The 20,570-nt window shown below is 50.2% G+C and carries 16 protein-coding genes; 4 read left to right on the top strand and 12 right to left on the bottom strand.

Annotated features, from left to right (window positions below):
- The first annotated feature begins 112 nt into the window (after positions 1–112).
- The gene (locus JWG88_RS13585; protein ID WP_205234334.1) at positions 113–1,081 is read left to right on the top strand and encodes a cell wall-binding protein; all 969 of its coding nucleotides are present in this window, start codon (positions 113–115) and stop codon (positions 1,079–1,081) included.
- Positions 1,082–1,525: 444 nt separating this feature from the next.
- Here JWG88_RS13585 and JWG88_RS13580 read toward each other — a convergent pair whose 3' ends face one another.
- The 10 genes from JWG88_RS13580 to JWG88_RS13535 all read right to left on the bottom strand — a co-directional run bounded on the left by JWG88_RS13580 (position 1,526) and on the right by JWG88_RS13535 (position 11,677).
- Entirely contained in the window at positions 1,526–2,380 is an 855-nt protein-coding gene (locus JWG88_RS13580; protein WP_205234333.1) for a hypothetical protein, read from the bottom strand.
- Positions 2,377–3,492: a tetratricopeptide repeat protein gene (locus tag JWG88_RS13575; protein ID WP_205234332.1), complete on the bottom strand. Its 1,116-nt coding sequence runs from the start codon at positions 3,490–3,492 to the stop codon at positions 2,377–2,379. The genes JWG88_RS13580 and JWG88_RS13575 overlap by 4 nt, the downstream gene beginning before the upstream one ends.
- A 17-nt stretch (positions 3,493–3,509) precedes the next feature.
- A complete protein-coding gene (locus JWG88_RS13570) occupies positions 3,510–4,061 on the bottom strand; it encodes an RNA polymerase sigma factor (protein ID WP_205234331.1) in 552 nt (183 codons plus the stop codon).
- A 76-nt stretch (positions 4,062–4,137) separates the two neighbouring features.
- Positions 4,138–5,157, bottom strand: a complete 1,020-nt coding sequence (locus JWG88_RS13565) for a tetratricopeptide repeat protein (protein WP_205234330.1) — start codon at positions 5,155–5,157, stop codon at positions 4,138–4,140.
- Positions 5,158–5,525: 368 nt separating this feature from the next.
- Positions 5,526–6,674 (bottom strand): beta-ketoacyl-ACP synthase III, encoded by a 1,149-nt coding sequence (locus tag JWG88_RS13560; RefSeq protein WP_205234329.1) that lies wholly within the window; start codon positions 6,672–6,674, stop codon positions 5,526–5,528.
- Between the two features lie 2 nt (positions 6,675–6,676).
- Complete coding sequence (locus tag JWG88_RS13555) at positions 6,677–7,987, bottom strand: B12-binding domain-containing radical SAM protein (protein WP_205234328.1); 1,311 nt, start codon at positions 7,985–7,987, stop codon at positions 6,677–6,679.
- Positions 7,988–8,012: 25 nt separating this feature from the next.
- On the bottom strand, positions 8,013–9,320 hold the full coding sequence (locus tag JWG88_RS13550) for an ABC transporter permease (protein ID WP_205234327.1): 1,308 nt from the start codon (positions 9,318–9,320) through the stop codon (positions 8,013–8,015).
- Between the two features lie 17 nt (positions 9,321–9,337).
- Positions 9,338–10,105: an ABC transporter ATP-binding protein gene (locus tag JWG88_RS13545; RefSeq protein WP_205234326.1), complete on the bottom strand. Its 768-nt coding sequence runs from the start codon at positions 10,103–10,105 to the stop codon at positions 9,338–9,340.
- Positions 10,106–10,181: 76 nt separating this feature from the next.
- On the bottom strand, positions 10,182–11,249 hold the full coding sequence (gene darH / locus JWG88_RS13540) for a BtrH-related acyltransferase DarH (RefSeq protein ID WP_240194449.1): 1,068 nt from the start codon (positions 11,247–11,249) through the stop codon (positions 10,182–10,184).
- A complete protein-coding gene (locus JWG88_RS13535; protein ID WP_205234325.1) occupies positions 11,249–11,677 on the bottom strand; it encodes a DarG family dialkylresorcinol biosynthesis protein in 429 nt (142 codons plus the stop codon). The genes darH and JWG88_RS13535 overlap by 1 nt, the downstream gene beginning before the upstream one ends.
- A gap of 381 nt (positions 11,678–12,058) precedes the next feature.
- On the opposite strand from JWG88_RS13535, the gene JWG88_RS13530 reads away from it, so the two are divergent.
- On the top strand, positions 12,059–12,904 hold the full coding sequence (locus tag JWG88_RS13530) for a rhomboid family intramembrane serine protease (protein WP_205234324.1): 846 nt from the start codon (positions 12,059–12,061) through the stop codon (positions 12,902–12,904).
- Between the two features lie 44 nt (positions 12,905–12,948).
- On the opposite strand, the gene JWG88_RS13525 is transcribed toward JWG88_RS13530, so the two are convergent.
- Both JWG88_RS13525 and nifJ read right to left on the bottom strand, forming a co-directional pair.
- Entirely contained in the window at positions 12,949–13,941 is a 993-nt protein-coding gene (locus tag JWG88_RS13525; protein ID WP_205234323.1) for a dihydroorotate dehydrogenase-like protein, read from the bottom strand.
- A gap of 27 nt (positions 13,942–13,968) precedes the next feature.
- Positions 13,969–17,541 (bottom strand): pyruvate:ferredoxin (flavodoxin) oxidoreductase, encoded by a 3,573-nt coding sequence (gene nifJ, locus JWG88_RS13520; RefSeq protein WP_205234322.1) that lies wholly within the window; start codon positions 17,539–17,541, stop codon positions 13,969–13,971.
- Between the two features lie 520 nt (positions 17,542–18,061).
- Here nifJ and JWG88_RS13515 point away from each other — a divergent pair.
- Complete coding sequence (locus JWG88_RS13515) at positions 18,062–19,648, top strand: lipase/acyltransferase domain-containing protein (RefSeq protein ID WP_205234321.1); 1,587 nt, start codon at positions 18,062–18,064, stop codon at positions 19,646–19,648.
- Positions 19,649–20,235: 587 nt separating this feature from the next.
- On the top strand, positions 20,236–20,532 hold the full coding sequence (locus tag JWG88_RS13510) for a hypothetical protein (RefSeq protein WP_205234320.1): 297 nt from the start codon (positions 20,236–20,238) through the stop codon (positions 20,530–20,532).
- The last annotated feature ends 38 nt before the right edge of the window (positions 20,533–20,570 follow it).

Here is a 20,570-nt window from a genome sequence, read left to right as displayed (position 1 = left end):
GAACCCATTCTTCACCCATCAACAAGATCAAATGTAAGTAAAACGGCGCGGGAAAAGCTGAAGTGCACTCCAACTATTCAATGAAAATACAATAGAAAAAAGGAGACATGCTATGAGCAGAATTACTTCAATTTTTTTCATGGTTTTAATTTTTGGCCTTGCGACTGAGGGACGCTGTAAAAGTATTGATCTGGAAACCTGGCATTTGCGTAATGAGGCGGGGAGTGGAAATTTTGAAGATGTGGTTTACGGCGATGGTGTTTTTGTAGCAATCGGAGATGGTGGAACAATCTGGAGATCTGCCGACGGTGCAAACTGGACTGAAATAACCCCAGACTCGATATCTGCGGCTTCATTACTCGGGGCAACCTATGGAGCGGGACTGTTTGTTGTGACCGGGAGTGCAGGAGAAATTCTGACATCTTCAGATGGCTCAACCTGGGAACCTCAGGAATCCGGAGTGACCACCTCAACCTTATCGGCTGCCGCCTATGGGAATGGAACTTTTGTGGCGGGGGGAGAATCTGGGATAATAGTCCACTCAACCGATGCAACTAATTGGATAGAAGCTGACCCACCACTCGATCCTTCTGTCTGGATCAGAGGAATTGTATATGGTGCGGATCTATTTGTCGCTGTCGGAGTTGCAGGAGAAATATACACCTCTCCTGACGGCACCGACTGGACAAGCAGAACTTCCGGAACTGCTGACGATCTGACAGCAGTATCCTATGGCAATGGCATGTTCATCGCAACAGGCCCTGGCGGTATGATTCTGACCAGCAGCGATGGCGAAACATGGAGTGAGGGCACTACGGGGGTCCCCGAGAATCTTACCGATATTCATTATTTTCAAGGGTATTTTGTCATAGTCGGTGATAGCGGCGTTATTCTGTATTCCACCGACGGCACCGAATGGACCGAGGCTGATGCGGACATAACCGACAATTTAACCGGAATAACCGGGGGAGGCTATACCTTTGTTGCCGTGGGTGAGCAGAGAGTCATCTATCAATCCAATGAAGAAGGGATGTCGCTTCCCCTGATGATGCCCCCCATTACCTCACCAGAAGAAGATTGATGGATTCGTAAAAAAAATCTAGTTTCCGGAGTCTGTGCCTATCGCAAAGTCCATCTCGGCAACTCCGGTGACTTTTTACCTTGTCAAGATTTAGCAGCCGGTTCTGCCGGTCCTGCGCAAATTGAGCTCAGCCGGTTCGTGCGACTCACCGGCTGAGCAGCTTATTTTACCTTTGGCCTCCCTCTTAGACCCTAAAAAACGACAGCGACATTCCCGCTCCATTACGCCGCGACATAATAAAGCCGGTTATTAACTAATATATCAGGAACCAGCTTGTCCGAGGATTACATTCCGGGGCACCAGGAATAAGAAATCATAACGTTTCGAAAAAATAGGAGAAATGTCATTCATGAAGGGAAACCAGCTCCACACCCTTGAGGATATTGGTGCAGAGCTGGAGGAGAGAGGGGAGGCTCTCAGGTTGGTAGCTTATAAAATTTTTTGTTAATTTCTTCCGTTACCGCCGCCATTGCCGCCGCCGTTGCCGCCGCTGTTACCACCGCTGTTTCCACCGGCATTGCCGCCGCCATTACCGCCTGCATTGCTACCGCTGTTGCCGCCGGCATTACCGCTGTTGCCGCCTTTGTTTCCGCCCGCATTACTGTTGCTGCTTGCATTTCCAGACCCGCCGCTGTTTCCCGGTCCTCCTTTGCCTCTTGCTGAAGCTCCGTCTTTACTACTGCCGAGACCAGCAGCGCCGGAAATACCACCTGCCGATTTGCCCAGGCCTCTTCCCCGACCTATGCCTGATCCTTTATGAGAACTGCTGACGCCGGTATGTACGCCGAGGCCATGCCCTTTGGCCAATCCGTTCCTGGTGTCGCGGGCTGTGGCTTCAGCGAATTCCTGTTCGGAAAAATCTTTTCGGCCTTTTCTATGGCCGAGGCCAAGGGTAGACGGATGAACTCCCAGTTCATTGGCGATATCGCCCCAGCCCATTCCGGAGTCCCGCATGGCCTCGATATCATCTCCTATAACACCGGTTGCCGCGGAGAGTGTCTCCTGATAGGCTTCTTCAAGCGCCTGCACTTCAGCGAGATCTTCATCGGTTGGCGCTTCTCCCAGCGCATCGAGCGCGTCCTGGTAGTCATCAAATGCCTGCTGCACATTTTCATCACTCAGTGCAGCTTCATCGGCAAGCTGCGATGCATGAGCCGCCTGAGCAGGATTCTCATAGTAGCTTTCCTGGTTGTCCGTCATTTCGTCGGCAATAACCGTTGCAGCTGAAAATGCAACTGCTGTCAGTCCCAAGAGCAGCATTTCAATTGTTCTCTTGCGGGATCCTTGTGGCTTTTTCATGTGGTGTTTCTCCTGTTTTCAGAAATTATGGGGTTTGAAAAGATTAATATACTGGGTGATAACTGCAGGTTTTCTCCGTTTTCTGTGGTAATTGTTTCTGGGGCATCGAACCAGCTCAGCCTGATGAGATCGGCATGTTCGGAATCAAGCCGATCCAACAGCAAGCGTTGCAGGTTGAGCGCTGACTCTCTTGCTTGGTTTTTGTCGTCTTTGTTATAGGCAATAATATGCAGTTCCTCTCCGGTCATTCTGCGCACAACACCGGCCAGATATTCCACCTCCTGGTTCATAGGGGATGAATCTGTCTGAAGAAGACCTGGAATAGCGAGAATAATCCGGTGAATGCCAATTCTATAGCTGCGGTAGCTGTAATCTCCAAGCTGATGCAAATGTTCCACTGCCCGGTGGGCCCACTTACCGGTGCGGAATGTTGCCAGATAGCGTTTGAATGCCTGTATTTGCAGAGCTTCGTTATTAAGTTTGCGATAAGCAAGTGCAGAGTTATAAAGTGCTTCCGGAACATCCGGATCTATTCTCAATACCTGCTGGTACTGCTGCAGAGCGGCCTGGAAGTTGCCGCTCTCAAGGTAACTGTGGCCAAGGTTCAGTAGTGAGGGCAGGAAATCAGGATGGTCCCGTACTGTCTGAAAATAGCTTTGTCTCTCCAGTTCCCGGTTGTCCAGGGCCCAATAGGCGACACCCTGCCAGTGGACATATTCCGGGTTCTGCGGATTAAGTTCAACAGCTTTGCGAAAAAAACGAAGGGCTTCTTCCTGCTGATTTTCGGCAAGCAGACTTCTGCCCACACGGTAGTTGGCGTGGGCATCATCGGCATATCGGGCTATGCCGTCGGCCTGGTGGGCAGTATTTGCAGTATTGCGCTCCACCATAATGCCACCCAGAAAAGCTGCCGACACAATTACCGCGGCAAGGAGTGCTCCGGCCGGTGAAAACCGCAGATTAAGCGGGGTCATGAACCACTCTGCCAGCCTTCGGCGCAGTCGGGGCTTTCGCTTGTCAATCCGCTTCATGATTTCCCTTTTCAGCCCGAGCGGTGCATCCTGTTCCACCGAGCACCGAAGCAGATCCTCTATCATTTTTTCGTCTTTCATCTTATCGCTCATAATCATCAATTCTGATTGCTTGAAAGAATTGCACGAAGCTGCGCAAGCCCTCGTTTGATTCGCATTTTTACCGCGCTTTCTGAAAGATTGAGGGCATCGGCAATATCACGTATCGAACACCCATGCCGATAACGCAATATGAGAGTCTCTCTGGTATGGTCGGCAAGTTCCTGCAGGGCATCCTCAACCTGACGATGCTCCTCCTTGTTTTCCATGCGGGTGCAGGTATCCTCGCCTGTGTGTTCCTGGAGTGCTTCATGCTGAAGGATGTGCAATTTTGCGTGCTGTTTCCAATTCTTACGGCTCCAGTCACTCGCCAGATTAACGGCCAGGCGATAGAGCCAGGAAAAAAATGCCATATCGCTTCGAAACAAATGTAATTTGTCGAATGCACGCACAAATACGTCCTGGCTCAGGTCGGCTGCTTCTTCGTTATTATGGGCGTATCTGAACATAAGGTTGTATATCTGACGTTGATAGCGCTCTACCAGCACTTCATAAAGCTGTTTCTCCCCAGCCAGAACCTTTTTAACAATTTCTTTATCTGAATAATTCATCCGGTCCTGAATGTGAGCATATTCTGCCGTTTTAATTTATGCTTATACCTGTACATACGTTTGGGGAAAGGAAAGGTCACTTTCTGCCGGTTTTTTTATCGGAATTTTTGAAATCGGTGAGAAAAAAACGGACGGATTCATTAAGGCGCAAAGGGGTGTTCAGTACCGTCCGTTTTTCGGGAACGTCAAACCAGCTTAGCCGGATACGGTTGTTCTTTTTAAGATCAGGAAATTGTTTTGCCAGATAGTTGCCGATGTTCAGCGCACGTTTCCGAGCGAGTTCGCGGTTGTTCAGCTGATATACGATGATATTGAGAACACCTTCGGGCATATTGGCAACCGTTGCCCCAACAAGATTAAGCGAGGGATATGTGCGGGACGACGGCATGTCAGAGAAGGGAACGAAGTCGATCTTTGATAGCGTTACAGTGCGTACACCCAATCTATGATTGCGATAGCTATGGTCACCGAGGCTGTTGAGTCGATCGGCGGCCCGACGGGCAAAACTGCCTGCTGGGTAGGCATGCAGATATTTGAGCCAGGCGTCCTTTTCCTCTGGGAGCCGTCCCTGTTTTCTCAGGATAACTGCACGATTGTATAATGCCTGGGGATTAAAATGGTTGAGCTCCAGAGTTCTGGCATAATATTCAAGGGCTTCTTCATATTTGCCTGCTTTAAGAAGATTATTGCCCAGGTATGTCAAAGCCTGAGTATTTTTAGGATCAATCAGCAGAGCTTCGTTGTAGCTCCGGCGTTCCAGCTCGACCTTCCCCATTTCCCCCTGTGCCACTCCCAGCCAGAAGTGATATTTACTTTTGCCTGGATCTAGAGAAACTGCCTGCTGTAAATGGGGCAGGGCCTTGTCGGTTTTATCTTCAGCCAGAAGAAAACGGCCATAGTAGTAATGGGCCTCCGGGTTTTGCGGTTCTTTCGATATCGCTGCGCTGAAGATTTTACTTCCCTGCTGAAATTTTTTTTCCTGCAGGTAATATTCACCTTGAATGTTGTATTTTACGCTGCTGCCAAAATCCTGAACCTTAGCGCAGCCGCCAAGGAAAAATGCCATGCAGAGCAATAGAGATACCGATCTTTTCATAGAAATCTTCTCCTGATCATTATTTGGTGTAATTGTGATATCAAGACTTCGGTTTTAATGTGATAACAGAGAGATCTGTCTATTCGATAGTAGAACAAAAATGAGCGAAATCAATACTTCACATTGAATTTTTTTTCTGTGTACCTACTAAATTATTGATATGAATAAATATTTCTTTCAGAAATGGAGAGGAAGCAGCGAAGCTTAAAGACTCGCTATTTATTGGCGGGTAATAGCCGGGGTGTCATTCTTTAATGTGGTGATCCTATGAAATTAGCTTTTTACCTGTCAGCTTCATTCATGGCAGGGATCAAGTAGAAATATTCTCAAGGAGGAGTCTGTTTTTCTGAGTTGCCGGTCTTGTTTGCCTATCCCTGGCCCGCTACCGCCGTCAACAGCATGAAGCAGTGGGAAAAACGTCCGCTTTCCGGAATGAAGCAGAGCACCTTATTGCCTTCCTGCAATTTCCCGGAGTGCAGTAATCCTTCCATAAGAAGATAGATGGAAGCGCTGCCGATATTGCCGACTTCAGGCAGATTGGTAAACCATTTTTCATAAGGAATTTCAAAACCGGATGCCTTCATCCCCTGATAAAATCTGTCACGAAAATAATGGGAAGAGTAGTGGGGCAGATACCAGTCGACGTCGGCTGGAGAGAGAGCTCTTTTCCGGGCGATCTCCGGCAGGGCCCGGGCCATGGCGGTCGAGACAATGTGCTGGTCGAGAAGTTTGACGTCCTGACGCACGGCAAAGAAGTTTTGCTGAGCGGCAGCGCTGCTGTTGCCCTGCTCCCGCCAGCCGGTCACCACACCGTCTTCCTGCTTCTGGCCACCGGCATACATACAGGTATCCAGTTCGCCGGCATAAGAGCGGTTTTCTATCCATTCAACCCGGAAACACATTCCGGTCTGGTTGGGTTGTCCTGAAACATAGGCTGCACCGGCACCGTCGGAAAGCATCCAGCGCAGAAAATCGGCATCAAAACCAAGAATGGGCTTTTTTTTGAGATCCGCCTCGGGATTGGCCTCGGTGGTGAAAAAACCGGCTTTCATATAGGATGAGGCCAACTCCGAACCCGTGGCCACTGCATTATCAACGGCACCTGAGGCTACATTCATACAGGCGTACTTCAAGGCGGTAACGCCGGATATGCAGATGCCTGAAGTGGTGACGACATCACAGGGTGGCAGCCGCAGTTCACCGGCCACCATCAAGGCATGCCCGGGCATCAACAGGTCGGGACTGGAGGTGCCGCTGCACAGACATTGGAGGTGCTCAGGGATAAAGGGCTTAAGCTTTTTCACGGCTTCGGCGGTAAGTTGAGCATTGGTATGGGTAGGCTTGCCGCTCTGCGGATCAATGGCATAATGCCTGGTGATGATTTTATTATTGGCCAGGATGCGCCGCTTGGTCCGGGATGGAATATTGTTGATTCTTCCCAGGATGTCTTCAATATTGTCGTTGTCAACGGGCTTTCCCGGCAGGAACGAGGCCAGATCATTGATGTAGATAGTCATACTCAGCTCTTGGTAATATGTTGATGCAGGTCTTTCATGAGATGCGAATACAAGGTATAGAACTCTTTTTTCGGCAGCACTGTCGGCAGTACCGCGTTGGAAAATGTATAATAGTCGAGATCTTTGATTTCAAGGATTTCCCGACATTTCCGGTAAAGAGGCGTGCCTGGGATCGGCGTCAGAATTGAAGGGATGGGCAGGCTGATGGTTGAGTCCTCGATGAACCTGCTCAACCGCGCGAAATCTTCAGCGGTATAGTCCGGTGAAATGATAAAATCCCCGATTACCTTAATGCCGATTTCAGCGAGAATCTTCAGGGCCTCGATATTTACCGCCAGGCTCGATTTTTTGTTCATTCCACGCAGGCGGCCGTCATCGATCTCTTCAAAACCAATGACGACCGCAGTCAACCCGGCCCGGTGCCAGATCCTCAGCAATTCCGGATTGCGCACCACGGTATCAGCCCGGATATCGGCAACTATCTTTTTCTGCAGATCAAGCTGGAGGATCTTTTCGGCTAATATTCTGGAGAATTGAAGATCTCCGAAGGTGTTGGCATCGACGAAGCGTATCAGGGGAATGTCAGGTAAAAGCTGGATATCCCTGACGATGGCGGAGACCGAATGGCTCAGATACCTGCCTCCGGTCATGGCCGGAATGGAACAGAAAAAACAGCTGTGGGTGCATCCGAAAGCGGTGGCGACAAAACCCACCTGGCCGCCGACACCACTCATCACATACTTTTGGCGATACTTTTCTACCAATTCATAGCGAGGGGCTTTGTGATCGACCAGATCTAACAGGGAGTAACCCTTTCCGCCGAAGTCCAGTTTTTTCCCGGGCCTGGTAGCGGCCACACCGGGGATAGAGCTATTCTTCTTGCCGGAAGCAAGCTCATCGGCAAGGAGGTGAAAGGAGAGTTTGCCAAGGCCGGCAACTACATAATCAAATTCCGCTCTGTTAAAAAATTCCGGGTCGGAGGAGGCGTGATGGCCGCCGACGACAATAATCGGAGAGCTGGTTAAACTCTGTTTTTTAATTGAATGTGCCAGCTTTAGCACCGTGTTGGCTTCACAGGTTACAGCTGTGAAACCGACAAGTTCTGGAGAATAGCCGCCACCGAGGAGATTCTCCAGGCCATCCGGTTCCGCCTTCAGGTCGAGGAGTTTAACGTCATGGGCATCTAGATTTCCGGCCAGAACCTCAAGTGCCAGAGGTTCACCACGGAAAATCATCTTAAGAGAGGATATTCCATATTCCTCTTCGGGGATTGATCTACCGCAGTTGGGTGGATTAATAAGTAGAATTTTCATAGCTTTAATTCCATCTGCACTCATCTCAGGCCCTGTACCTGGAGGAGATAAACGAGCCCAGACTGGTTACCGCGCAAAAGCCCAGCAGGGCAGTCACCTCGGGCAGGATTGCCGACCATCCGGACTGGCGCAGCAGGATATCATAAAAGCCGCTTTGCCCCCAGAAAAGCGGGGACAGGTAACACAGGGGACGCAGCAGTTCCGGCAGGGCATAGACCGGAACCATGATGCCGCCGATGGCAGCCCCTATGACTATCGAAACCGGTGCAAAAACAGCGATCTGTTCATAGGTTCTGCCCAATGTGCCCAGCAGTATGCCATAGCCGCAGGCGGCAGCGATGACACTGACCAGCAGTACTATGGCCAGGAAGGGCGTATCTCCCGGTGAAAAAGCAGGAACTCCTAGCAGGGGAAGCACGTACATTCCGGCTATGAGGATAACTGCGACCTGCACCACACAGATAGAGGCGTAGGCCAGCAGTTTTCCGGCCATGATAGTCCAATAGCTGACCGGAAGGATCTTCAGGCGGCTCAGGGTTCCTGTTTGACGCTCATGAATAAACGATCCGGCCAGCGGAACCGAGATAAAGAAAATACCGAAAATTGCCCAGGCCGGTACATTTTGCTGAACGGCCGTCGGCTGCCTGATAAAGTTCATTTCGGTGGTGAACTGTTCCACAACCGGTATCAGGTGCATGTCCTGGAAAAGTTGCGGCAGAAGCTCCCTGGCCTGCAGGCTTTCCTGCGGAACATACGATTTCATCATCGGCGGCATCGTCTCCGTCAGTTTCTCCGGCAGCATCGAAAAGATGTGTTCCACCAGTAGTTGGGCCTGAACTCTCTGGATGGCTTGGCCAAGGACAGAGCTTACCGCGGAGCGGAAGCTGCCATGAACGGCTGGGTCAAACCACACCTGGATCTCAGGTATTACTTCTGAAACCGGACTTTTTTTTTGCGGAAAGAGCTGGTTGACAACGCTCTGGTGTGCCGTATCCGTCGCCATTTCACTCAGTCCTGCGGGCAGCACCAGGGCAAACTGATACCTGCCCGCAGCTACCAGCCGACGGGCCTTTTCCGCAGAGAGTTCCTCTCCCTTGAGCTGTGAAACCAGTTGGATAACATCGGTCTCTGCGAGAAATCTATGTACTTCATTGCCGATTCTCCCTCTGTCATTGTCGACAAATACCACTTCTACGGTGGTTGTCGTCACCTTATCCTGAATGAGGGTGATGACAATGACCAGAAATGCAGGCATGATAAAGAGCAGGACCATACCGGCCCTGTCCCGCAGGAGAAGAAGAAATTCTTTGCTGATGGAAGCATACAGTTTCATAAGGTTGTTGCCGGCCATCAATTAGGCAGCTTCTCTCCCGTTGTATAGAGATAGAAATCCGCCAGGTTGGAAAAACTTTCAGCCTCACCGACCAGATCGTCAGGACTGCCTTCTGCCACCTTCCTGCCCTTGTTGATAATTACCACTCTTGAACAAAGCTCCTGGATTTCCTCAAGGTAATGAGAGGTGTAGATCATGGCCATACCGCCGCTGTTGAGCAGACGAAGCTTTTCGATGATCAGATGCCTCGACTGTGCATCCACACCGGCTGTCGGCTCATCCAGAAAAAGAACGAGGGGATCGTGCAGCAGTCCAATGATCAGATTGATTCTGCGCTTCATCCCTCCGGAGTAAGTGGAGACCTGGCTCCCTGCCTTATCCTCCAAACCGAACATATTAAGAAAATATCCACTCTTCTCCTTCACCAGCCGGTCGCTGAGACCGTAGAGTCGTCCAAAATAAAGGAGATTTTCCAGGCCGCTGAGCCGATCATAGAGGGCAAGCTCCTGGGGCACGACACCGAGCTGCCGGCGGATAAGGCCAGCCTGGGTGAGTGCATCTCTGCCGCAGATGGTGAGGCTGCCGCTGTCCGGATTAAGTAAAGTGGTAAGTATTGAAATGAGTGTGGTCTTACCTGCTCCGTTGGGGCCGATCAAACCGCATAATTCACCAGCCTCCAATGAAATAGAGATGGAATCGATCGCCGGAGATTCCCCTGTCCTGTACGTAAGAGTTAAGGAGTCACCATGGACGAGAGGTAAGTTTTGGGATGTTTTCGACTTCATTCAGCCATCGCTATATCGACATGATTAAAAAAGTTTCTGCCGTAATTGCGCAGTTTGGGGGTAAGCAGACACTTCTTCACGTCCGGAATGCTTTTTGCGCCTCAGCAAATGCCGGATTCGAATCCAGCCTGGCGGGTTGCGAGAGGAGCTCAAGCAGATCTGCGTAAATCAATCTTTCCGAAGCCGCACATTCTCTTAGAATTTCAGCCAGATGTGCGAAGGTATCGTTTTCCCTGCTCCGGCCTTTGCAGATCCGTGCGCCGGTGACGGCAAATTTCCTCCAGTTGTCTCCTATCAGGGTCAATCTTTCAGAACAATCATGGAGTTGCGGTTTTTCCAGCAGAGCGGCTGCTTCCTGGAGAAATGCGGCGTACATGAAGCGAAATCCGCCACCGCCGGTGCCAATTTCCTCCTGCATTCTGATAAGCTGCCCAAGACTGAGGATTGCTCTGTCCTGGCCCATTTTTCGGGGCCAGTCGGCGAGGCGTCCGGCCAAAAAATCTATACCGCGTGTTCCCAGAAAAAACACCGGTATCTTGAGCATTGTCCTGCAGACCGAGATAATTCCCTGTCGTGCCGCCGTATGTAGATCAGGGTTGCCGGGTATTTTATCCAGGTAGTACATTGCCCCGTGTGGGGCCAGGGCACCTTTGGCAAAACGAGCCCGCAGAAGATCTCCGCGGCTGCAGCGTACCACTTCTTCAAAAACCGGGTCACTGATCAGATATTCATCTCCCCGACGCCCGATAACCACAAGGTTGTGCATATTGAAATGAAAGCGAAAGGCGGGTGGAAAATAGGGCAGCCAATATGCTCCGGTCTGACAGCCCACCGGTATTCCTTCATCCAGTTTTCGGTCGAGGGCCTTCATGGCTTTTTCCGGTGAGCGAAATTTGCTGTGGCTTACCGATACGCCAAGGCGGGAGTTCACCTTTTTAAAGATCCTCCCGACGGCGCAGCGATAGGTTGTCAATGGAAGTTTGTTGAGCCTGATAAAGGGAAGGTAGCCGAAAAACAAACCTTCGCCAATGCCGAAAGCCAGAGATTCGGAGCATTCTATACCATGAAAACGCAGAAGGTTTGAAGTGACACCACTTTCGCAATGGGCAGTCTGCCTGTGGGGGAAATCGATCTCTATATCCATTATCGGTCACGAACGGATTCTGCGGAAAAAGTGGGGGGTATATTTTGCAATTCAGCGATAGAGAGAGAAAATATATCGGCATACCGCTGTAAAATGCGTGTCGGCAATTTACTGAACACCGAGGGCTTCAGGTGTCGCTTGACCCGCCAGCGCGCCATATTAACATACTTTGCCAGCAAACCAAGATCCATTTGATTCTTCGCCTGATAATACGCTATCGGACTTCTTTTGCCGGCCAGAACCAGGGCATGCATGCGGGCACTTTCTTCGATAATTACTCTCCAAGCCTGATCGTTGACGATATTTTTTGCCTCCCAGCCCAGGCTTGGAGAAAGGCTATATCTGCCGTTTTGTCCCACCGCATAGCATACCTCCCGACCATAATTTCCTATCATTCCTCTATCTTGAGGGACTTCATGTACTTTCATCGCATCTTATTCCATACTGGCTTATGAAAAAAAAAAAGTTGTAAGGTACTCATAAATAACGTGCGGATCACCTAGAGTCAACACAGATAAGCAGAGGAATTGATGATCTCGTCAGAAAAATTACTGCTGGCCTGCAGGGGGAGAGGGTAATTGGCCTGAAACAGGCGATTATGGACTGCCTCGAAAAATGTTTTTACGATATCGACACAGTGGTTAATCCCCGGTTTTTGGAACATTGCAGATTAACTTGAATTATTAGCGGGTGTCATTATCTTCTTCCCATGTGTGCAGCCGGAAGATTGAGATAAGTAGATTAAAAACAAGGTCCTAAACAAAAGAAGAACAGCGGCCTTTTAAAAATCATTACAACTGGATGAGACTATGAATTCACCCCAGAAAAGAAACTCGCTCCTCTGCCCGAACTGCAGAAGGCTGGTCAGCAGATCGGCGCCGGAATGTCCTCATTGCGGCCTGAAGAATCCAGGATCGATCTGGAAAGACAATATATTTACCAGGGGTTCCGCTGACCAAGGCGGCATCCTCAGGGTGATTCTGGTGGCAAATATTGCAATGTTCGTCATCTCTCTGGTTATTGATCCACGACCATCGGCTTTTTCCAGCAGCCCTTTCAATTTTCTCTCGCCGAGTAATAACAGCCTGTTGGTGCTCGGTTCCACAGGCACAATACCTTTGTTTCAGCTTAATCGCTGGTGGTCGCTGGTGGCGGCAAGTTATCTGCACGGCAGTCTGTTGCACATTATCTTCAACATGATAGCGCTGCATCAGCTCGGTCCGCTGCTGATCCGCGAATATGGCCCCAGCAGGATGTTTATCATCTATACCTTGAGCGGAATCGGCGGCTATCTTATCTCTACCATGTTCGGAGTACGATTTACCATAGGAGCTTCGGCCGCGGTATGCGGCTTGATCGGTGCTGCTTTGTATTACGGCAAAAGCAGAGGCGGTTCATATGGCAATGCCGTCTATTCTCAGATCGGTGGATGGGCTATAGGAATATTCATTTTCGGCTTTCTGGTGCCGGGGATCAACAATTTCGGGCACGCAGGGGGGATGCTCATTGGTGTACTTGCCGGTTTTATTCTCGGTTACCGGGAGCGGGTTCAGGAGAAAATGGGCCATAAATTTCTTAATATGGTCTGTGTGATTGGCACCGCTATCGTGCTGCTCTGGTCCCTTGTGAATGGTGTAATATTTCTACTCAGGTAGGATTGAATACCGTCTTCACATCCATCTCTGGTTTGAGCCATGAATCATCCCGGCCCACCCTGCAGCACCCTGATATAGTTGACCCGTTCAAAAAGATCACGGTCGGGTGCATGTTCTTTGGTCATGCTGCCGCGCATCTGTTCGAGGGATTCATATTCATGGCTTTCCAGCCAGGAACTGAGTTCATTCCTGACCACAGTGAGATATTCGGGTTGATTCCTGAGCAGTGCCGATACCATCTGTACGGCATGGGCGCCACACATCACCGCTTTGACCACATCGATGCCGGTATGGACTCCGCCGGTGATGCCGAAGGAGAGGCGGGAGCCTCCTGAGAGAATGGCCAGCCATCTGAGACGCAGCAGCAGTTCATCCCGAGTCGACAGTTTGAGCTTTGAGAGTATTTCCAGTTCTTCCACATCGATGTCAGGCTGATAGAATCTATTGAAGAGCAGCACCCCGTCCGCACCGGCCTCCTCCAGCTGTTTGCAGAAATGTGAAATTGAGGAGAAAAACGGCGATATTTTTACAGCAACCGGAATGGCTATGTTCTGCTTGACCTGCCTGACCACCCCGAGAAGACGATCTTCAACTGCCTTTCCGCTCAACCCCGGATCATCGGCCAGAAAATAGATGTTCAGCTCCAGAGCATCGGCGCCGGCCTGCTCGATCAGACGGGCATAGCGCAGCCATCCGCCTTCGCTCACCCCGTTCAGGGAAGCTATCACCGGCACGGAGACGCTTTTTTTGATGGCGGCGACATTCTCCAGGTAAATATCCGGGCCCAGACGCATGTCCTCGGTCAGCGGCAGATAGGATAATGCCTCGGCGTAGGTGTGTTCAGGCACCTCGACTTCACGCACAGCCCTTTCCTGATCGGCGATAATCTGCTCTTCAAAAAGGGAGTACATGACGATGGCTGCGGCCCCGGCATCTTCGAGGCGTTTGACTGTACTGAGATTATCGACCAGGGGAGAAGCGCCCGGCATGAGGGGGTGCGGCAGGGAAAAACCGAGATAGGTCGTTGATAGATCCATGGCAATCTCCTTGGGCTGAAGCAAATTCTATTTATGCGGCGAATAGGTATACTGCGGCTTAAGTCCTGCCAGTTGATTATAGAGATCATAGCGCTGATCCACTGTGGACTGGGCACTGCTGAGCAGCATCTTGGCCCGTTCGGGGTCTATTTTTTCAAGCATCCGATAACGGGTTTCATTGTAGATATACTCCCTGAGTGGGATTTTTGGAGCCCCGGAATCAAGAATAAAGGGGTTTTCCCCGACAGCGGATTTTCGTGGATCGTAGCGGTACAGCGGCCAGTAGCCCGAGTCCACCGCCAGTTTCTGCTGCCTGGCACCATAAGCCAGATCGAATCCCTGGCCGATACAGTGGCTGTAGGCGATGATGAGTGAAGCTCCGGGAAAGGACTCCGCCTCTTCGAATACCTTGACCGTGTGATTGTCGTTGGCGCCGAAGGCGACCCTGCCGACATAGATGCCGCCGTAGGTCATGGCCATGAGTCCCAGTTCCTTTTTGGCGATGGACTTGCCGATTGCGGCGAACTTTGCTGCAGCACCCAGTGGAGTGGCTTTGGACTGCTGACCGCCGGTGTTGGAATACATCTCCGTATCCAGAACCAGCACATTGATGTCCCGGCCCAGGGACAGTACATGATCAAGCCCGCCATAGCCGATATCATAAGCCCAGCCGTCGCCTCCCACAATCCATACCGATTTTTTTATCAGATTTTCAATGAGGGCCAAAAGTTCGCGGGCCTGGGCGGAATCAATCTTCTCAAGCTGTTTTCGCAATTCCATGATATGCTCGCGCTGGTCTTCTATCTGCCGTTCACCCAGCTGGGATGCGGTCAGAATTTGCTCGGCCAGTCCTTCCTCTAATTGCGTGGCAAGTCTGCTTAGCAGTTCTTCGGCCTGAACTTTCTGCTTATCGAGGGAGAGCCGGAAACCTAAACCGAATTCGGCGTTATCCTCGAAGAGGGAGTTGGACCAGGACGGGCCGCGGCCGCTGCTCCCGGTGGTGTAGGGGGTGGTGGGCAGGTTGCCGCCGTAAATCGAGGAACAGCCGGTAGCATTGGCTATAAGCGCCCGCTCTCCAAACAGCTGAGTCAGCAGCTTAATGTACTGGGTCTCGCCACAGCCGGCGCAGCATCCGGAATACTCAAACAGCGGTTTGAGCAACTGCGAGTTTTTGACATTCATCTTCAGGGAAGACCGGTTAACCTCAGGCAGATTCAGGAAAAACCGGTAGTTTTCCTTCTCCGTCTCCAGGTGATCGAGTCGTGGTTCCATGTTGATGGCCCGGCGCCGCGGATTAGACTTGTCCTTCCCCGGACAGACCATGACGCAGAGACGGCAGCCGGTGCAGTCTTCGGGCGCCACCTGGACGGTGTATTTCATTCCTTTCAGTTCACTGCCCCTCGCATCTACATGACGGAACCCCTCGGGAGCATCTTCGAGCCGCAAAGGATCGTAGGCCCTGGTGCGGATGGTCGCATGCGGGCAGACAAAGGAGCACTTCCCGCACTGGATGCAGACCTGGGGGGCCCAGATGGGAATTTGCAGGGCAATGTTCCTCTTTTCCCACCTGGTAGTGCTTACCGGCCAGGTACCGTCTACGGGAAAGGCCGAGACCGGGAGCTGATCTCCCTTGCCGGCCATGATATGGGCAGTGATCCTCTGCACAAATTCGGGAGCCTCTTCCGGCACCACCGGGCGCATGTGGATCTCTGAAGCAGCCTCAGCCGGCACCTTAATCTGGTGCAGATTTGCCAGGGTGTCATCCACCGCCTTGAAATTACGTCTGACAATCTCTTCTCCTTTCTTTTCATAGCTCTTACGGATTGCATCCTTGATCTTGCCGATCGCCTCCTCCCGGGGGAGGATTCCCGAAATAGCAAAAAAACAGGTTTGCATAATAGTGTTAATGCGCACGCCCATGCCGGTTTTATCGGCAACGTCATAGGCGTCGATGACATAAAAGCTTAGTTTCTTGTCGATAATCTCCATTTGTACTTCCAGGGGAAGTTTCTCCCATACTTCATCGGGACCGTAGGGTGCGTTAAGAAGAAAAACCGCTTCCTGTTCCGCACGATCGAGCATGGGTATGCGTTCGAGGAAACCGAACTGGTGGCAGGCGATGAAACTGGCGCGCTGGATGAGGTAAGGGGCGCGAATGGGACTGGGGCCGAAGCGAAGATGACTGACGGTGACACTACCGGATTTTTTCGAGTCATAGACAAAATAGCCCTGGGCATGATTGGGAGTATCTTCGCCAATGATCTTGATCGAATTCTTGTTGGCGCCGACGGTGCCGTCTGAACCGAGGCCGAAGAAGAGGGCTCGGACCGCTTCCCGGTCTTCGATCTCGAATTCATCGTCGTACGGCAGTGAGAGGCTGGTGACATCATCCTCGATGCCGACGGTAAAGTGGATCAGGGGTTCTTTGCGGCCCAGTTCTTCAAAGACAGCTTTGACCATGGCCGGGGTAAACTCCTTGGAGGAGAGGCCGTAACGCCCGCCGATAACGTTCAGAGGGGATTTGTGCTGCCGTCCTGTTTCCCAGATTGCCGCAACCACATCCTTGTAGAGCGGTTCGCCGATGGCTCCGGGCTCTTTGGTTCTGTCCAGAACCGCAATGGAGTTAACCGATTCGGGCAGGATATCGACAAAATGATCGATTGCAAAAGGCCGGAAGAGGCGGACCTTTATCATGCCTACTTTGTCGCCCCGGTTATTGAGCCGTTTTACCGTTTCCTCTACGGTTTCGGCCCCTGAACCCATTATGACTATTACCTGCTCAGCCTGCGGATCGCCCACATATTCGAACAAATCATAACTTCTGCCGGTTATCTTGCCGAACTGCTTCATGGTTTCACGGACAATTCCGGGACATTCGAGGTAGAAGGGGTTTGATGCTTCTCGTCCCTGAAAAAAAGTGTCCGGATTTTGAGCGGTTCCACGTATCAACGGCCCGTCGGGATTCAAGGCACGTTGGCGATGAGCCCGGACCTGGTCGTCATCGACCATTTGGCGGATCTCCTCTGTAATCAACTCCTCAATTTTGTTTACTTCATGGGAGGTCCGAAAACCGTCAAAGAAATGGAGAAAGGGGATTCGTGAGCGCAGTGTGGCACTGTGGGCGATCGCCGCCATATCCTGGGCCTCCTGAACCGAACTGGACGCCAGCATGGCAAAGCCCGTCTGCCGGCAGGCCATGACGTCGGAATGATCTCCGAAGATAGACAGGGCATGGGTGGCAATAGTTCGGGCTGTTACATGCATAGCAAAAGGGGTAAGCTCACCGGCAATCTTATACATGTTGGGGATCATCAGCAGGAGCCCCTGGGATGCGGTAAATGTGGTACAAAGGGATCCCGCCTGCAGGCTGCCGTGAACGGCGCCTGCAACTCCGGCTTCCGACTGCATTTGTGAAACCAGCGGGACAGTGCCCCAGATATTCCTGTCTCCTTTTACCGACCATTCATCAACGTGCTCTCCCATGGGAGAGGAGGGAGTGATGGGATAGATGGCGATCACTTCGCTTAAATGGTACGCTACTGCTGCCACTGCCTCATTGGCGTCAACTGTTATCATTCGTCGTGGAGACGGGGATTCCATGTGATTTCCTCCCATTTTTTATCCGGTTCGCGTTGATCCGAAGTGACAGGATAGGTAGTGCCTGGAAGTCGTTTTTCTTTTGAAAAACAACTCTTACACCCTTCTTGGAAGAATCGGTAAAATTAGTAATTTTCAGCAATTTTCATGCCAGGAGAAGTGGAGCGAAGATTCCATTCAGATTGTGCTTGTGTCGACGGCATAACAGATACAATCAATATTGTAATCGGGCAATCTTGGTTTTATATCCATTTTCTGTCTCATTATATAGGACGAGATGTCCTTCTTTTTCGGACTGATCTGTTTGTTATTGTGCTGCTACCTTCAGTTCACTGGTTCGATATTTTTGCAATCTGCCTGGAGTTTGTATTATGAAAAGAGACATGCTGGGTAAGTCAATTTAAAGTTAGGAAGGAGGCAGGAAAGTTGCATAAGAAAGTGAAGATGGACACCTGCAAAAGCTTTTGAAAAATATTACAGTCTATTACAGTTCATTGGGTGATTTTTGCGAGAGTTGCTGACAATGAAAAATCCATTCATCTGCCTGCTGTTGATTGTGCCCCTATGTTCCTGTTCGTACCTGAAGTATTCTCTCATCCAGGCTGAATATGCACGTATTCAAAGTGCAGAACCAGGACAGGTGAATGTCAAACATATGATTGACCGGGACACTTTTTTTCTTTTCGGCAAAACCATTGACGCATCGGTTCGATACTCCGAAGCGAATTTGGCTGTAGCGGCCTACTCGAATAAATTCAAGGAGAATGAATGTGTAGACATACTTTTTCATGCAGGTGCCGGAACATATTTTGGTTTGAACCTGCCGGAGGGTGAATATACATTACTGGCCCTTGCCGATATTGATGCGGATAATATGTTCTCAAAATCCGAAATAGTAGGTCGAAGATCGATCACTCTCAGTAAAGAATCGGCACCGGAAAAGGTTTTAAGCCAAGTCAATATTCCATTAGTAGAGGCAGAGACATTGGAGTGGGTTGTACCCTTTCCCATACCCGAAAGACCAGAACTGGAAAGGTCCCTTTTTTACCCTGCCGGGGCAATTCGCGCTCTCGATGATCCCATATTCGATGAAGAGATTGCAGTGTTAGGTATGTATGATCCTGCTTCATTTCTGGAGACGGCGCCTACCATGTTCTATGCACTGGAAGAGGATCAGGGATATAAAATCCCTGTCATTTTCGTGCATGGAATAGGAGGTAGTTCCAGGGTATTTGCGCCGATTCTTGAGCAACTGGATAGAACCCGTTATAAACCCTGGCTTTTTTATTATCCCTCAGGCGGCGACTTAAACCAGCTGGCTGATTTCTTCTACACAGTTTTTCTCTCCGGGAAAACCATCCCTCTCCATAAGATGCCTGTGGTCGTAGTGGCGCACAGCATGGGGGGGCTTATTGTGCGGGAGGCCTTGAATAAGTGCGGCGAGAGTCCGTGTGAAAATGTAATAGAATTATTCGTCAGCATCGCCAGTCCCTGGGGAGGTCATCCGGCAGTCGCTTCAGCGGTAAAACATGGTTTGATGGTTTTGCCGGCATGGCGGGATGTCAATCCCAACAATAGTTTTATCAGAGAGCTTTATCGCAAGCCATTGCCGAAGTCCGTGCATCATCTGCTCATTTATGCATACCACAACCCTGATACCTGGAAAATAGGTGAAAACAGCGATGGGGTGGTGCCCCTCTCCAGTCAATTGCATCACCCCGCTCAACAGGAATCCAGTGAGCAGTTCGGGTTCAATGATAACCACACGGCCATTCTTGAGAACCAGGAAATGATACGGCTTGTCCTTACCAGAATGAACCGGATAAAAAACATTTTTCCTGCGGACCATCTCGCAATACTCCAAAGCGGTGGATACAATCTGAATTTGCCGGAGGATTATAGTCCGGTCGGCCAATACTCTATCGGCTCGGTTGGCAGGTATTTTATGGCTGTCACTGCGGGTAGGCTCAAGCCCATTTTTCCCGAACAGGAGCATTTTTTCCAGGTAACTCGAGGAAAGGCAGCAGCAACTTCGCAAATGGACAAAGAGTGGCTGCGCTTTCTGAGAGAATATCCTGAACTCTATCAGGCTGAAATTGCAGCTGAATAAATAGAATCGTTATAAACGAGTGCTATCCTTGTCGCCATAATTTAAAATCCTGATTACTCCAGAAACTCAGCATAGCACGGGAGGGACCGCTCTTTACATCGGCAGGCCCTAGAGTAGTCTCCGACCTTGAGCTAAGGAATAGGAGCCTGTCGGAGAAAGCACTAAGGCGTTGTTTTTTTAGAAAATCAATGCTCGCAGGTAAGCGCAGACTCCGATATTAAGTATATGGCTGTGCTTGATTTCCTAAAAGCGCCTTAATCTGAGGAAAATTGCAATTCTCCGACACACTCCTAGGGGTAATCAGGTTTAAAGAATTAAGTTGCACTTTATTTATGAGATTTTATTTAATTGTAAATAACTTTATGTTTGAAGAAAATCTCAATATATAATAAATAGAGTTTGAAGAAATATGGACAGAAAACGCCCGCTCGGTCCTGGAATCCTGTTGTGCTGCGGACTGGAGCTAAGCAATTTCTGTCAAGAATTTACAGATCACCGCTTGTAATGCCATTACAAGCTTTGTTAAATTTCGTCAGGCCCGAATATAGGCTTGCAGCCGCTTGATCATCTCGAAAAAGGGGTAGCGTATGTCTTTGAAAAACAAAAAAATCCATATTCTTACCATTCTTTTTAAGAACCTTAGTAATTCCCAGCCTCAACTTGTCCCCTCTGCAGACATTGCCGGACAGATGAATGTAAGCCTGGCTGAGACCAAACAGGTACTCAAGAGCATGGAAGGAATGGGAGTTATTGAGACAGATCCCGATCTCCAGTACAATCTTATTACGCAGAAAGGACTTTTATGGCTTGATAGCCAAATTCCAGTCAAGCACATGCCGCACTGCATGGGAGAGTGGGGGGCGTGCAGTTCAGAAGCCCTCTGAACATGAGCTATACTTTTTGATCGTTTTCCCTCCGCAGT

The sequence above is a fragment of the Desulfopila inferna genome (assembly GCF_016919005.1).
GTDB classification, from domain to species: Bacteria; Desulfobacterota; Desulfobulbia; order Desulfobulbales; family Desulfocapsaceae; genus Desulfopila_A; species Desulfopila_A inferna.
This window is presented reverse-complemented; position numbering and strand designations above follow the sequence as displayed.

Excerpts from the sequence above, each read along its gene's own strand:
- JWG88_RS13585 (WP_205234334.1), top strand. The coding sequence starts at position 113 with ATGAGCAGAATTACTTCAATTTTTTTCATGGTTTTAATTTTTGGCCTT.
- JWG88_RS13580 (WP_205234333.1), bottom strand. The coding sequence starts at position 2,380 with ATGAAAAAGCCACAAGGATCCCGCAAGAGAACAATTGAAATGCTGCTC.
- JWG88_RS13575 (WP_205234332.1), bottom strand. The coding sequence starts at position 3,492 with ATGAAAGACGAAAAAATGATAGAGGATCTGCTTCGGTGCTCGGTGGAA.
- JWG88_RS13570 (WP_205234331.1), bottom strand. The coding sequence starts at position 4,061 with ATGAATTATTCAGATAAAGAAATTGTTAAAAAGGTTCTGGCTGGGGAG.
- JWG88_RS13565 (WP_205234330.1), bottom strand. The coding sequence starts at position 5,157 with ATGAAAAGATCGGTATCTCTATTGCTCTGCATGGCATTTTTCCTTGGC.
- JWG88_RS13560 (WP_205234329.1), bottom strand. The coding sequence starts at position 6,674 with ATGACTATCTACATCAATGATCTGGCCTCGTTCCTGCCGGGAAAGCCC.
- JWG88_RS13555 (WP_205234328.1), bottom strand. The coding sequence starts at position 7,987 with ATGAAAATTCTACTTATTAATCCACCCAACTGCGGTAGATCAATCCCC.
- JWG88_RS13550 (WP_205234327.1), bottom strand. The coding sequence starts at position 9,320 with ATGAAACTGTATGCTTCCATCAGCAAAGAATTTCTTCTTCTCCTGCGG.
- JWG88_RS13545 (WP_205234326.1), bottom strand. The coding sequence starts at position 10,105 with ATGAAGTCGAAAACATCCCAAAACTTACCTCTCGTCCATGGTGACTCC.
- darH (WP_240194449.1), bottom strand. The coding sequence starts at position 11,249 with ATGGATATAGAGATCGATTTCCCCCACAGGCAGACTGCCCATTGCGAA.
- JWG88_RS13535 (WP_205234325.1), bottom strand. The coding sequence starts at position 11,677 with ATGAAAGTACATGAAGTCCCTCAAGATAGAGGAATGATAGGAAATTAT.
- JWG88_RS13530 (WP_205234324.1), top strand. The coding sequence starts at position 12,059 with ATGAATTCACCCCAGAAAAGAAACTCGCTCCTCTGCCCGAACTGCAGA.
- JWG88_RS13525 (WP_205234323.1), bottom strand. The coding sequence starts at position 13,941 with ATGGATCTATCAACGACCTATCTCGGTTTTTCCCTGCCGCACCCCCTC.
- nifJ (WP_205234322.1), bottom strand. The coding sequence starts at position 17,541 with ATGGAATCCCCGTCTCCACGACGAATGATAACAGTTGACGCCAATGAG.
- JWG88_RS13515 (WP_205234321.1), top strand. The coding sequence starts at position 18,062 with ATGAAAAATCCATTCATCTGCCTGCTGTTGATTGTGCCCCTATGTTCC.
- JWG88_RS13510 (WP_205234320.1), top strand. The coding sequence starts at position 20,236 with ATGTCTTTGAAAAACAAAAAAATCCATATTCTTACCATTCTTTTTAAG.